This window comes from Brevundimonas sp. (assembly GCF_046293315.1).
Classification (GTDB): domain Bacteria; phylum Pseudomonadota; class Alphaproteobacteria; order Caulobacterales; family Caulobacteraceae; genus Brevundimonas.
On record NZ_JBKBPF010000004.1, the window covers coordinates 105,905 to 117,778 of the forward strand.

Annotated in this window: 13 protein-coding genes; 3 read left to right on the forward strand and 10 right to left on the reverse strand. The window is 68.7% G+C overall.

Annotation, left to right across the window (positions count from 1 at the left end):
- Positions 1–48: 48 nt before the first annotated feature.
- Together ACK4SE_RS04890 and ACK4SE_RS04895 are read right to left on the reverse strand one after the other, a co-directional pair.
- A complete protein-coding gene (locus tag ACK4SE_RS04890) occupies positions 49–885 on the reverse strand; it encodes a neutral zinc metallopeptidase (RefSeq protein WP_409689344.1) in 837 nt (278 codons plus the stop codon).
- A gap of 67 nt (positions 886–952) precedes the next feature.
- Entirely contained in the window at positions 953–1,603 is a 651-nt protein-coding gene (locus ACK4SE_RS04895) for a glutathione S-transferase family protein (RefSeq protein ID WP_409689346.1), read from the reverse strand.
- Positions 1,604–1,758: 155 nt separating this feature from the next.
- Here ACK4SE_RS04895 and ACK4SE_RS04900 point away from each other — a divergent pair, with 155 nt between their 5' ends.
- Entirely contained in the window at positions 1,759–2,802 is a 1,044-nt protein-coding gene (locus ACK4SE_RS04900; protein WP_409689348.1) for a ribonucleotide-diphosphate reductase subunit beta, read from the forward strand.
- Between the two features lie 174 nt (positions 2,803–2,976).
- Here ACK4SE_RS04900 and ACK4SE_RS04905 read toward each other — a convergent pair whose 3' ends face one another.
- On the reverse strand, positions 2,977–4,263 hold the full coding sequence (locus ACK4SE_RS04905; protein ID WP_409689350.1) for an RsmB/NOP family class I SAM-dependent RNA methyltransferase: 1,287 nt from the start codon (positions 4,261–4,263) through the stop codon (positions 2,977–2,979).
- Positions 4,260–6,212: a potassium transporter Kup gene (locus ACK4SE_RS04910; RefSeq protein WP_409689352.1), complete on the reverse strand. Its 1,953-nt coding sequence runs from the start codon at positions 6,210–6,212 to the stop codon at positions 4,260–4,262. The genes ACK4SE_RS04905 and ACK4SE_RS04910 overlap by 4 nt, the downstream gene beginning before the upstream one ends.
- Positions 6,213–6,380: 168 nt before the next feature.
- Here ACK4SE_RS04910 and ACK4SE_RS04915 point away from each other — a divergent pair, with 168 nt between their 5' ends.
- Positions 6,381–6,836 (forward strand): Rrf2 family transcriptional regulator, encoded by a 456-nt coding sequence (locus ACK4SE_RS04915; RefSeq protein WP_409689354.1) that lies wholly within the window; start codon positions 6,381–6,383, stop codon positions 6,834–6,836.
- Between the two features lie 23 nt (positions 6,837–6,859).
- Positions 6,860–7,663 carry an SDR family NAD(P)-dependent oxidoreductase gene (locus ACK4SE_RS04920; RefSeq protein WP_409689356.1) on the forward strand — a complete coding sequence of 268 codons (804 nt, stop codon included), beginning with the start codon at positions 6,860–6,862 and terminating at the stop codon, positions 7,661–7,663.
- 4 nt (positions 7,664–7,667) lie between these two features.
- Here ACK4SE_RS04920 and ACK4SE_RS04925 read toward each other — a convergent pair whose 3' ends face one another.
- The 6 genes from ACK4SE_RS04925 to ACK4SE_RS04950 all read right to left on the reverse strand — a co-directional run bounded on the left by ACK4SE_RS04925 (position 7,668) and on the right by ACK4SE_RS04950 (position 11,874).
- Positions 7,668–8,237: a YqgE/AlgH family protein gene (locus tag ACK4SE_RS04925; protein WP_409689358.1), complete on the reverse strand. Its 570-nt coding sequence runs from the start codon at positions 8,235–8,237 to the stop codon at positions 7,668–7,670.
- A 41-nt stretch (positions 8,238–8,278) separates the two neighbouring features.
- Positions 8,279–8,839: an HNH endonuclease gene (locus ACK4SE_RS04930; RefSeq protein WP_409689360.1), complete on the reverse strand. Its 561-nt coding sequence runs from the start codon at positions 8,837–8,839 to the stop codon at positions 8,279–8,281.
- Positions 8,840–8,985: 146 nt separating this feature from the next.
- A complete protein-coding gene (locus tag ACK4SE_RS04935) occupies positions 8,986–9,357 on the reverse strand; it encodes a DUF6491 family protein (RefSeq protein ID WP_409689362.1) in 372 nt (123 codons plus the stop codon).
- A gap of 72 nt (positions 9,358–9,429) precedes the next feature.
- Positions 9,430–10,767, reverse strand: coding sequence for an anthranilate synthase component I family protein (locus ACK4SE_RS04940; RefSeq protein ID WP_409689364.1), 1,338 nt, complete (start codon positions 10,765–10,767; stop codon positions 9,430–9,432).
- Between the two features lie 3 nt (positions 10,768–10,770).
- A complete protein-coding gene (locus tag ACK4SE_RS04945) occupies positions 10,771–11,553 on the reverse strand; it encodes a tyrosine-protein phosphatase (protein WP_409689366.1) in 783 nt (260 codons plus the stop codon).
- An 18-nt stretch (positions 11,554–11,571) separates the two neighbouring features.
- Entirely contained in the window at positions 11,572–11,874 is a 303-nt protein-coding gene (locus ACK4SE_RS04950; RefSeq protein ID WP_409689368.1) for a winged helix-turn-helix domain-containing protein, read from the reverse strand.

The following is an 11,874-nucleotide window of genomic DNA, read 5'->3' on the forward strand; positions in this document are numbered from 1 at the left end:
GGCGCTCCGGTGCGCGGGCTCCCCCTTCTCCCATCGGGAGAAGGCCGGTCACAGCACCGACAGCGTATCGCAGGCGGCGGGGTCGCCGGAGTCATAGCCCCGCCGCAGCCATTCCATGCGCTGGGCCGAGGTGCCGTGGGTGAAGGTCTCCGGCGACCGCTGTCCGCCGCCCAGGCGGTCATCGCCGATGGCCGAGGCGGCGTTCATGCCCTCTTCCAGACTGCCCGCCGTCAAGGCCACCTCGCCGCCAGAGACGGCGGCGGCGTTGGCGGCCCAGACACCGGCATAGCAGTCGGCCTGAAGCTCCAGCGCCACGGAATAGCGATTGCCCTCGCCCTGGCTGCGGGCGTTGGCCTGCGCCTCCCGCGCCCGCTGCGAGGCGCCGGTCAGGGTCTGGACGTGGTGGCCGATCTCGTGGGCGATGACATAGGCCTTGGCGAAGTCCCCGCCGGCCCCCAGTTGCTCGCTCATCACCTGCCAGAAGCCAAGGTCCAGATAGACCGTCCGGTCCGCCGGGCAGTAGAACGGCCCCATGGCCGCCTGGCCATAGCCGCACCCGTCGGTTGACGTGCCCTGTTCGTACAGGACGAACCCCGGCGCCTGATAGCCCTGCATCTGCGTGGCCCAGACATCGTTGACGTTGGTGCCGATGACGTCGACGAACAGGCCGGCCTCGTCCTCGGGGGTTCCGACCTCGCCGCGTTCGGCCTGGCCCATGCCGCCCAGCTGGCCGGCCACCTGGGTCGTGACCTGGGGATCGATGCCGAACACCAGATAGCCGATGATCCCCAGCACGGCCACGCCGATGCCGCCGCCGGCGACCCCTGCGCCCATGCCGCGTCGGTCCTCGATGCCGCCGCCCCGCCGTCCGCCTCTCCAGCGCATGTACGCCTCCAGCCCTGTTTCTGTCGTTCAAGCTACGCCGGAACGCGGGACGAGGGGAAGGGATGCGTCATCCCTCCTCGTCGGCCTCGAAGGGAAAGCGCCGGGGCCAGAAGTCGGCCAGTTCCGGGAGGGCGTCCACGCGCCGGACCACCGGCGCCAGGTTGGGCGCCTCGACGTAGAAGCGCCGCCGCCGGGGCGTCCAGCGGCTGGCCACCGCGACATAGAGGTCCAGCACCGTCAGCTGGTCGCCCAGGATGAAGTCGCCGGGGTTCACCTGCGCGTCCATCACGGCCCAGCAGGCGGCGATCCGCCCGGCGGTACGATCCAGCACGGCCGCCTGGGCCGCGTCGTCGTCGCCCACCAGGCGCGAAGGCTCGTCGCGCACCCAGTACATGGAATAGATCGAGGCGGGGATGAAGCTCATCCAGCGCAGGAACTGGCCCCGGCGCGGATCGTCGACCGCCGGGGCCAGCCGCGCCCCGGGATGATTGTCGGCCAGCCAGATCAGGATGGCGGCGCTTTCGGTGATGGTCTCGCCGCCCGGCGTGACCAGGGCCGGGATCTGGCGCATGGGATTGACGGGCGCGACCCGATCCCGCTGCGCCTCGCCCTCCCAGGTGGGCGCCTCAATCACCTCATGATCGAGTCCCAGCAGCGTCAGGGCCGCCTCCACCGGGACCGAACCGGAGCCGGCGGCGCCGTAGATCGTGAAACTCATCCCCAGGTTCCTCCCCATAAAATCCGCCCCGACACACCAGATGTAGGGGCTGCAGAAAAAGTGATCGCAATATAGCCCTGTTTCAGCTTGGCGCCGGGCGGCCGGACCATCATGGTGAAGGCCGCTCCGTCGCCCGAGTCGCATTCGAGAATACCATGAACGCCATCACCCCGATCCGTTCCGACCTGCCCGGTCTGCTGACCGCCTCGGCCGCCTACAAGCCGTTCCGCTATCCGTGGGCGTTCGACATGTGGAAGAAGCAGCAACAGGTCCACTGGATGCCTGAAGAGGTGCCGCTGGGCGAGGACTGCAAGGACTGGGCGACCAAGCTGGACGACGGCGAGCGCAACCTGCTGACCCAGATCTTCCGCTTCTTCACCCAGGCCGACATCGAGGTGCAGGACAACTACATGGAGCGCTACGGCCGGGTCTTCAAACCGACCGAAGTGAAGATGATGCTGGCCTCCTTCGCCAATATGGAGACCATCCACATCGCGGCCTACGCCCTGTTGCTTGAGACCATCGGCATGCCCGAGAGCGAGTTCGGCGCCTTCATGGAATACGAGGCCATGAAGGACAAGCACGACTACATGGGCCAGTTCGGGGTCGATACCGATGCCGACGTAGCGCGCACTCTGGCCATGTTCGGGGGCTTCTCCGAAGGGCTTCAGCTGTTCGCCAGCTTCGCCATGCTGATGAATTTCCCGCGCTTCAACAAGATGAAGGGCATGGGCCAGATCGTCAGCTGGTCGGTGCGCGACGAGAGCCTGCACTGCGAGGGCATCATCAAGCTGTACCACGCCTTCAACCACGAGACCGGCGCGGTGACCAAGGCCGTGGCCGACGACATCGTCGACTGCTGCAAGACCGTGGTGGACATGGAGGACAAGTTCATCGACCTGGCCTTCGAGACCGGGCCGGTGCAGGGCATGACCCCGGACGACATCAAGAAATACATCCGCTTCATCGCCGACTGGCGCCTGCGCCAGCTCAAGCTGCCCGAGGTCTACGGCGCGACCGAGAACCCGCTGCCGTGGCTGCAGTCCATGCTGTCGGGGGTCGAGCACGCCAATTTCTTCGAGGCCCGCGCCACCGAATACTCCAAGGCCGCCACCAAGGGCGCCTGGCACGGCGCCGAGGGCGTCTGGGACTCCTTCGACGCCCTGATGAAGAAGCGCACCGAAGGCGCGGAAGTCTGACCTTCTCCCATTGAGTGGGAACCCGCGCACGAAGTCGCGAAGCGGCTTCGTTCTGGCGCGGGGGATGAGGGTCGGCTCGCCACAGGTAACCGCTGAACCCTCACCCTGCGCGCGAAGAAGCGAGTTGCTTCGCACCTCGCTGCGCGCAACCCTCTCCCATCGGGAGAGGGAGAATTATTTCCGCTCCAGCCGGGCGGCGAAGAAGCCGTCCAGGCCGCCGTGTTCGTTCCACATGGACGGCAGGATGCGCAGCCAGCCCTCTTTCGCCAGAGCCTCGACCGGCGCGCCCACGGCCGCCGGGTCGGCGGCAGCCACGCGGAAATCGGCGTGGCGGCGCAGGAAGGCGATGATCTGGCTCTCGCCCTCCTCACGCTCCAGCGAACAGACGCAATAGACCAGCCGTCCGCCGGGCTTCACCCGCGCGGCGGCGGCGTCCAGCAAGCGGTGCTGAACATCCGCCAGATCGGCCACGTCGGCGGGCCGGGTGCGGCGCAGAGCCTCGGGATTGCGCCTATAGGTGCCGGTGGCGGTGCAGGGGGTGTCCAGCAGCACGGCGTCGAAGGTCCGCGCGTCCTCCCACTCCTCGGCCGGGATCGCGATCGCCTCGGCGGTCAGGCCGGTGCGCTCCAGGTTCTGGCTCAGACGACGCAGACGGGACTCCGACCGGTCCAGCGCCGTGACCCCGGCGCCCGCCGCGGCCAGTTGCAGGGTCTTGCCCCCCGGCGCCGCACACATGTCCAGCGCGCTCTCGCCCGGCTTCACGTCCAGCAGGCGGGCCGGCACGGCGGCGGCGGCGTCCTGGATCCACCAGCTTCCGTCGGCGAAGCCCGGCCATTCGGCGATGTCGCCGCGCCGGGTGGTGCGCACCGAACCTCCGGGCAGCACCACGCCCTCCAGCGCCCCGGCCAGGGCCGCAGCGTCCGCGCCGGGCTTCAGGCTCAGGTCCGTGGCCGGCTCGACCCGTCCCGCTTCGGCCAACGCGATCAGGGCGTCGACGCCATAGGCGGCCCGCCAGCGCGCGGCGATCCAGTCGGGCAGATTGGCTTCGGCGGCGGTCTTGTCCGGCCCGTCCCGGCCGATGCCGCGCAGCACCGCATTGACCAGACCCTTGTAGGGCCGGGTCTTGACGTCCCGCTCCGCCAGTTTCACGGCCGAGGACACGGCGGCGAAATCCGGCGTATTCAGCACCAGGGTCTGGGCCAGGGCCACGCGCAGGATGGTGCGCACCGCCAGCGGCGGGCCCTTTTTCAGACGGCGGTCCAGGATGGCGTCGATCTCGCCGAGGCGGCGCAGGGCCGCCATGGCCACGGCGCGGGCGAAGGCGCGATCCTGGGGTGACAGGCCCTTCAGCTCGCGGAAATTCAGCGCCTCGTCCATGCCGCCGCGCCGCTCCAGCGCCGCGTTCAGCAGCACGCCGGCGGCGATGCGGGCCTCGATCCCGGCCTCGTTCGTGTCGTTCAAACCGTCACCTGCGTGCCCATCTCGACCACGCGGCCGGCGGGAATATGGAAGAAGTCCGTGGGATTGGCGGCGTTACGCATCAGGAACACGTACAGCTTGTCCTGCCAGTGCGGCATGTTCTTGCCCGGCGCCGGGGCCACGGAGCGCCGGCCGAGGAAGAAGCTGGTCGACATGATGTCGAACTTCAGCCCCTGCTTGCGGCACAGTCCCAGCGCCTTGGGCACATTGGGGCTTTCCATGAAGCCGTAATGGATCGTCAGGCGCTTGAAGTCGTCGTTGATCAGCTCGATCTCGATCCGCTTGTCCTTGGACACGCGCGGCCGATCCTGGGTGCGCACGGTCAGGATGATGTTCTTCTCGTGCAGCACCTTGTTATGCTTGAGGTTGTGCATCAGGGCCACCGGGGCCACGTCCGGGTCCGAGGTCAGGAAGATGGCCGTGCCGGGCGTCCGGTGCGGCGGACGAGCGCCCAGCATCTCGATCAGATCCGCCATGGGCAGGCTGTCCTTGCGCGCCTTGTCCGTCAGCAGGCGGGTGCCGCGCGTCCACGTCCACATGACCACGACGATGGCGCCGCCGATGGCCAGGGGCGCCCAGGCGCCGTCGGGGATCTTCAGAAGGTTCGAGCCGAAGAAGGCGATGTCGATGATCAGGAACGGCGTCAGGGCCAGGATGCTGACCAGCAGGCTGCGTTTCCACATGTAGCGCACGATGAAGAAGGCCAGCAGGCTGTCCACGAACATGGCCCCGGTGACCGCCACCCCGTAGGCGCCCGCCAGCTGGGACGAGGTGGGGAACATGGCCAGCAGCAGCAGCACGCCCGCCAGCATCATCATGTTCACCGAGGGCACGAAGATCTGCCCGGCCTGGGTCTCGGAGGTGCGGCGGATGTTCATGCGCGGCAGCAGGCCCAGCTGGACCGCCTGCTGGGTGATGGAGAAGGCGCCGGTGATCACCGCCTGGCTGGCGATGATGGTGGCCAGGGTCGCCATGATCAGGATCGGCCAGTAGGCCGCCTGGGGCACCATCATCCAGAACAGGTTCTCCACCGCAGCGGGCTGTGACAGGGCCAGGGCTCCCTGGCCCAGATAGTTCAGCATCAGGCAGGGCAGGACGAACACCAGCCAGCCGGCGCGGATGGGCGCCTTTCCGAAGTGGCCCATGTCCGTATAGAGCGCCTCGGCGCCGGTCACCGCCAGGAACACGCTCCCCAGGATAATGAATCCCAGGAAGCCGTTGTCGATCAGGAACAGAATTCCGTAGTGGGGCGAAATCCCCCGGAGGATAGAGACGTCGTCGAAGATGTGCATGATCCCCAGACCTGCCAGGATCAGGAACCAGACGGCGGTGATGGGCCCGAAGGCCTTGGCCAGCCCGGCCGTGCCGCGCGACTGGACCATGAACAGGGCGATCAGGATACCCGCCGTGATGGGCAGGACGAAGGGCGTCAGCAGGCGGCCCACGCCGGGCGCCTCGCGCAGGCCTTCAACCGCCGACAGCACCGACACCGCCGGGGTCAGGACCCCGTCGGCGTAGAACAGGGCCGCGCCGCACAGACCGAGAAAGAAGATCAGGGTCGAACGCCGACCCAGCGCCCGCTGGGCCAGCGACATCAGCGACAGGGTGCCACCCTCGCCCTTGTTGTCGGCCCGCATCAGAAAGATGACGTATTTGACCGTCACCACCAGGATCAGGGCCCAGAAAATCAGGGAGAGCACACCCAGCACCGCCATCTCGGGCGCGCCCGATGTGCGGGCCAGGGATTCCCGCATGGCGTAGAGCGGGCTGGTGCCGATATCGCCGAACACCACGCCGATGGCGCCCACGGTGAGGGCGAGCATCGGACCCCGGCCATGGCCAGACCCGTGAGTCGAATGTTCGGAAGCGCCGTCTGGCGTGGGCGAGGCGGCGGGGGAGGCGCCAGCGTCGCCGGGAACAGTCCCAGCCATTCAATGATCCTCCGGCGTCGCGGCGGCGACAGCCATCAAAGCGGCGGGGCTTTACGCCCTTTCCATGAGGGGTTCAATCGCGCGCGCCCATTATTTGTTGCGTTGCACAACCCCTCGGGTTTGTGAAACCCGGCTTTGCGCCCTATCTCTCAAGGCTGGAGCCGGATCATGTCAGACAGCCAGAGATTTCCCGTCGCCGCCCACACCCTGGCCTATCTGGCTCACAAGGGGGCGTTCGACGCGACCGCCGCAGCGCCCTCGTCGGTGCTGGCCGCCTCGATTCCAACCAACCCTGTGGTCATCCGGCGGGTCACGGCCATGCTCTCGCGGGCCGGGCTGATCGCTACGCGTCCGGGCGCCCATGGCGGGGCCTGGCTGACCCGACCGGCCGAAACCATTACCCTGGACGAGGTGCTGAAGGCCGTGAACGGCTGCGCCCACCTGGGATCGCCGCCGGCCGGCGCCAAGGGCTGCCCGGTGGGCCAGCATATCCCCCGACAGGTGGCCAAGGCCCTGACGGCGGCCGAGGACGCTGCGGCCCACGCCCTGTCGCGCATCACCATCGCCGACCTGCTCGCCGACAATCCCGCTTCGCTGTCGGCGATCCGGCTGCCCGCCGCGTGACGGCGCCCACGCCGCGCCCCCTTATGCTGATAACCGGGGCGTCAGCAGGCCTCGGGGAGGGGTTCGCGCGCCTTTACGCGGCTCATGGGTGGGATCTGGCCCTGACCGCACGACGTGCCGACCGGCTGGAAGCCATCGCCGCGGAGCTGCGCGCCCGCCACGGCGCCCATGTCCTGACCATCCCGCTGGATCTGGCGGAGCCCGGCGCCGCCGACCGTCTGGTCGATGCCGTCGAGGCTGAAGGCCGCCACGTGGACGGCCTGATCAACAATGCGGGCTACAGCCTCACCGGCGGTTTCCTCACCCTGTCGCCCGGTCAGCACGCGGGGATGCTGGCGGTGATGGCTACGGTCCCCGTCGCCCTGTCGCGCCGCGTTGCGCCGGTCATGGCGCAGCGGGGCTTCGGCCGCATCCTGAACGTTGCGTCCCTGGCCGGATTCCTGCCCGCCACCGGCGGCGACACCCTGTACGGCCCGCTCAAGAGCTTCCTGATCAAGGCCTCCCAGGGCCTGCATCTGGAACTGAAGGGGACCGGCGTGCACGTCACCGTCCTGTGCCCCGGCTACACCCTGACCGAGTTCCACGACGCCAACGGCTCGCGCGAAGAGGTCAGCACGGCCTATCCCCGCTGGATGTGGATGGACGCCGAGCCCGTCATTCGCGCCGGTTACGAGGCCTGCGAGGCCAATCGCCCCGTGTCGATCCCCGGCGCCTTCAACCGCTTCATGTCCGTCGCGGCGCGGGTGACCCCCACCGGCTGGGCCCTGAAGATGGCTGGCCGGCACGCGCATCGACTGGGGCGCATGGGGTCAGACACGCCCGCCTGACCGGTCAGGCCCGACCACCCTGGGCCGACAGCATGGCGGCATCGACCCCGATGCCCGCCAGCGCGCGGCTCCACTTCGTCGCATGATCGGCGTCGAACAGCAGGTCTTCGCTGGGTTCGGCCGTCAGCCAGACATTTTCGGCCAGTTCGTCCTCCAGCTGGCCCTCGCCCCACCCGGCGTAGCCCAGAACCAGCACGGATCGGGCGGGCCGCCCCTCGGGGTCGGTCATGGCCACCAGGGCCTCGCGGGTGGCGGTGATGGCCAGGCCCTCGCCCGCAGACAGGGAGGCGTCCGGCGCGGTCCAGTCACTGGTGTGCAGCACAAAGCCCCGCTCGCGATCCACCGGCCCGCCCATAAGGACGGCCTGGTCGGGCGCCCGGTCCACCCCCTCCATCTCCAGCTTCTCCAGGATGGTCCTGAGCCTGACCCCGGGCGCCGGCCGATCCAGCCGCAGGCCCATGGCGTGGTCCGCCTGATGCGCGCAGATGAGGATCACGGCGTGCTCGAAGCGCGGATCGCCGATGCCCGGCATGGCCACCAGAAGCTTGCCCGCGAGGGACTGGAATTCCGACATGTCGTCATCATCGGGGCCGGGCCCGCGCGATGCAAGAGAGGTCACGGCTCCAGCTCGATGTCCCAGTAGAGGTAGTCCAGCCAGCTCTGATGCAGATAGTTGGGCGGAAAACGCCGACCCAGATCCTGCAGCTGCCAGCTATTGGGCCTGAAGGGATTGCGCCGGATCGGCATGTCCGCCTGACGCGGCGTGCGGCCGCCCTTTCTGAGATTGCAGGGGGCGCAGGCAGCCACGATGTTCTCCCAGCTGGTGGTTCCGCCCTGCGAGCGCGGCAGCACATGATCGAAGGTCAGATCCGAGCCCGATCCGCAGTACTGGCAGGCGAAGCCGTCCCGCAGGAAGACGTTGAAGCGGGTGAAGGCGGGCTGGCGGTCCTGGTCGATATAGCTCTTCAGCGAGACCACGCTCGGCAATTGGAACTCCAGCGAGGGGCTGCGGACCACCTTGTCGTAGGTGGAAACCACGTCCACCCGCTCCTGGAACACCGCCTTGACCACCTCCTGCCACGGCCAGACGGACAGGGGGTAGTAGGACAAAGGCCGAAAGTCGGCGTTCAGCACCAGGGCCGGAAAGCCCGACGGCGGACGGGACAGGACCTGCATCAGGCCCCTCCCGCGCGAATCACGGAGAGGTTCGAGGCGACGGGACTGAAGACACGCCCTCCTTCACGCTCGGAACGGTCCGACTCTAGACCTGATTCGATGACGCGGCCATGACCTGAAGATCACGGTTCGGGGATGGGCCCCTGTCAGAGGGCTTCGACCTCCGCCTCGGTCAGCGCCCGCGCGACGCGGACACGGCACCGATCAGGCCGCCCGCCCGCCGACCTCACGATCAAATCCGCCTGATCGCCCACGCACAGGCTCGAGCCGCCGAGGGTATCGATGCCCACCTGATGGGCCCAGTCGATGTCGGAACAGAAGCCCACCGCCGTCAGCTCATAAGCGGCGCGGCCGGAATGGACGATGATCGACTCCCGATCCTGCCCGCTGAACGAGTGAACCTGGCTGGAGAAAAAGCACTGCCGTGTCTGGCCCTCGGCCCCTTCCAGGCCCGGCGTCGGCGCGCAGGCTGAGGCGGCCAGTGTCAGAAAGCTGGCGGTGATGATCGCGACACGCATGATGGTCTCCATTGATCCCGACACCCCCCCGGTGAGCTCGACCAACATAAATCCTGCGCCGCCACGCGGTGCTCACGAACCCGTGAGGGCGGTGCGAATTCCGGCGATCTTGGCCTCGGTTTCGGCCAGCTCCGCAGCGGGTTCGCTGTCGGCCACGATGCCCGCTCCGGCCAGGGTGCGAAACCGCCAACGACCGCTGGCGCGATGCAGCGCCACTGTGCGGATCAGGACGGAAGCCTCCAGCGATCCGTCGAAGCCCGCCAGGAACAGGCTCCCGCACCACGGCCCGCGCGCAGCCTCGTGTCCGGCGATGACCCGCATGGCCTGATGCTTGGGCGCGCCGGTGATGGAGCCGGGGGGGAAGGTCGCGGCCATCACGCGGGCAGGGCCGATGTCCGGGGCCAGCCGACCCTGAACCGTAGACACCAGATGGTGGACATTGGCGAAGGTCTCGAGGCGGAACAGCTCCGGCGCCGTGACGCTGCCGGGTGCGCAGACCCGTGAAAGGTCGTTGCGCATCAGGTCCACGATCATCAGGTTCTCGGCCCGGTCCTTGGCGCTGGCCAGCAGTTCGGCCTTCAGGGCCGCATCCTCTTGCGGGGTCGAGCCGCGCGGCCGGGTGCCCTTGATGGGCCGGGCGGTGATCCGGCCGTCTCGCACGCTGACAAAAGACTCCGGCGAGTTGGACACGAGCACACGGTCGCCCAGTTCCCAGAAGGCCGCGTAGGGTGCGGGGCTGACGGCGGCCAGCCGGACAAACAGATCGAACGGCCCCGCGCCGTCGGCGAGCATCCCCGCCCAGGCGCGGGCGATGTTGGCCTGAAAAATCTCGCCCGCCGCGATGCGCCGGACCACATCGGCCACGGCGTCGCGGTATGCCTCGGGCGGCCGTTCGGGGGTGAAGGCGTCGGTCAGGGGCGCGCGCGACGGGCGTGGCGCACGCGCCGCCGCCAGCCATACCGCCGCCCGCTCCGCCGCCACCCGCGCCGCGCCGTCGTCCGATCCCCGTCCGATCACGAGCACCCGTCGCCGGTGATGATCGAACGCCACCAGCGCCTCATGACGCGCCAAGGTCAGGGCGGGCCAGTCCTGCCCCTCGCCGCCCAGCGCGGCGGGGGGCGCCGTCAGGTCATAGGTCGCCAGCCCGACGACGCCGCCAGCGAAGGGCGGCAGGTCGGCGGTCGCCGCCGCCCGTTCTCCCAGCATTGTGTCCAGATGTGCGAAGGGGTCCGGATCGCCTTGAAGCCAATGCTCCACCTGCGCCGGTTCGGCGGACACATAGGACCAGCGCGCGTCGGGCCCGCCATCGGACAGCAGGACCAGACGGCCGTCCACGGTGTCGAGACCCGCCGCCACATGCAGCGGATCAACCCAGTCCCGCTCGATCAGGGCCAGCGACAGACCCGCCATGACTCAGGCCGACAGCCGCTCGCCGATGCGGTCGCGCAAGGCTGCGTCCACGCCCAGCGCCTGGTCCAGATAGGCGTCGATGGAACCGTGGGCCTCGACCATGGCCTTGATGGCCGCGTCCAGATAGCCGGGCTCGACCCCCAGGAAAGCGACCACCGCCGCGTGGGAAGCGGGGCGTCCGGTCCAGGTCTCCAGCTGTTTCGCCACCGCCGGGGCGCGGCCGTCCAGGTCAACCGCGTGGTTGGTCAGCAGATAGTCCTCCATCATCTCCTCGTGACCGACGCCGAGCAAATGATGAGTCAGTGCGGCCAGCAGGCCGGTGCGGTCCTTGCCCGCCGCGCAATGGATCAGCACCGGGCCGTCGCCGTCGCCCAGGGCGCGGAAATAGCGGCTGAACAGATCCAGGTGGGCGGCCTCGAATGGCAGGCGCCGATAGGTCTGCGTCATGAAAGCCCGGCCGCCTTCCTCGGTCAGGGGCGAGGTCTTCAGGAAGGTGATGTGCGGGGCCTCGCCGTCGTCGACCTGCTCCCATTCGATCACCTGACCCGAGAATCCGGCAGGCCGTTTCGACGGCTGGGCGCGGCGTTCCGACACCCGTCGAAGATCCACCACCGTGGCGACGCCGAGGGCCTCCAGCCGCGCGATGTCGGCTTCCGAGGCCCGGGCGTGGTGGCCGGACCGGAACAGGGCCCCGCCGCGCAGGCGCCGCCCTGCGGCCGTGGCGTAGTCGCCGTAGTCCCGGAAGTTCTCGACGGCGTCGAAGCGATGAAGGCGTGAGGAGGTCATGCTCTGTCTATAGGCGCCCTAACGCTGCTCCACCAGACGGGCCATGGCGTCCAGATACTCCACGAAGGCCTTGCGCCCGGGATCGGTCAGGCGGGCGCGGGTCAGGGGGCGGCGGCCCTGAAAGCTCTTGATCACCTCCACGAAGCCGGCGTCCTCGAGCTTTCTCAGATGCACCGACAGATTGCCGTCGGTGACCTGCAGCCGCGTCTTGAGCTCGTTGAAGTCGGCCATGTCCGCGCCGGATAGATAGGCCATGATCCCCAGGCGCACCCGCCCGTGAATGACCTCGTCGATGTCGGCGATCTGGAAGTCGTCGGCCAT

Coding starts and splice junctions, on each gene's coding strand:
- ACK4SE_RS04890 (WP_409689344.1), bottom strand. CDS start 885: ATGCGCTGGAGAGGCGGACGGCGGGGCGGCGGCATCGAGGACCGACGC.
- ACK4SE_RS04895 (WP_409689346.1), bottom strand. CDS start 1,603: ATGAGTTTCACGATCTACGGCGCCGCCGGCTCCGGTTCGGTCCCGGTG.
- ACK4SE_RS04900 (WP_409689348.1), top strand. CDS start 1,759: ATGAACGCCATCACCCCGATCCGTTCCGACCTGCCCGGTCTGCTGACC.
- ACK4SE_RS04910 (WP_409689352.1), bottom strand. CDS start 6,212: ATGGCTGGGACTGTTCCCGGCGACGCTGGCGCCTCCCCCGCCGCCTCG.
- ACK4SE_RS04915 (WP_409689354.1), top strand. CDS start 6,381: ATGTCAGACAGCCAGAGATTTCCCGTCGCCGCCCACACCCTGGCCTAT.
- ACK4SE_RS04920 (WP_409689356.1), top strand. CDS start 6,860: ATGCTGATAACCGGGGCGTCAGCAGGCCTCGGGGAGGGGTTCGCGCGC.
- ACK4SE_RS04925 (WP_409689358.1), bottom strand. CDS start 8,237: ATGTCGGAATTCCAGTCCCTCGCGGGCAAGCTTCTGGTGGCCATGCCG.
- ACK4SE_RS04930 (WP_409689360.1), bottom strand. CDS start 8,839: ATGCAGGTCCTGTCCCGTCCGCCGTCGGGCTTTCCGGCCCTGGTGCTG.
- ACK4SE_RS04935 (WP_409689362.1), bottom strand. CDS start 9,357: ATGCGTGTCGCGATCATCACCGCCAGCTTTCTGACACTGGCCGCCTCA.
- ACK4SE_RS04940 (WP_409689364.1), bottom strand. CDS start 10,767: ATGGCGGGTCTGTCGCTGGCCCTGATCGAGCGGGACTGGGTTGATCCG.
- ACK4SE_RS04945 (WP_409689366.1), bottom strand. CDS start 11,553: ATGACCTCCTCACGCCTTCATCGCTTCGACGCCGTCGAGAACTTCCGG.
- ACK4SE_RS04950 (WP_409689368.1), bottom strand. CDS start 11,874: ATGGCCGACGACTTCCAGATCGCCGACATCGACGAGGTCATTCACGGG.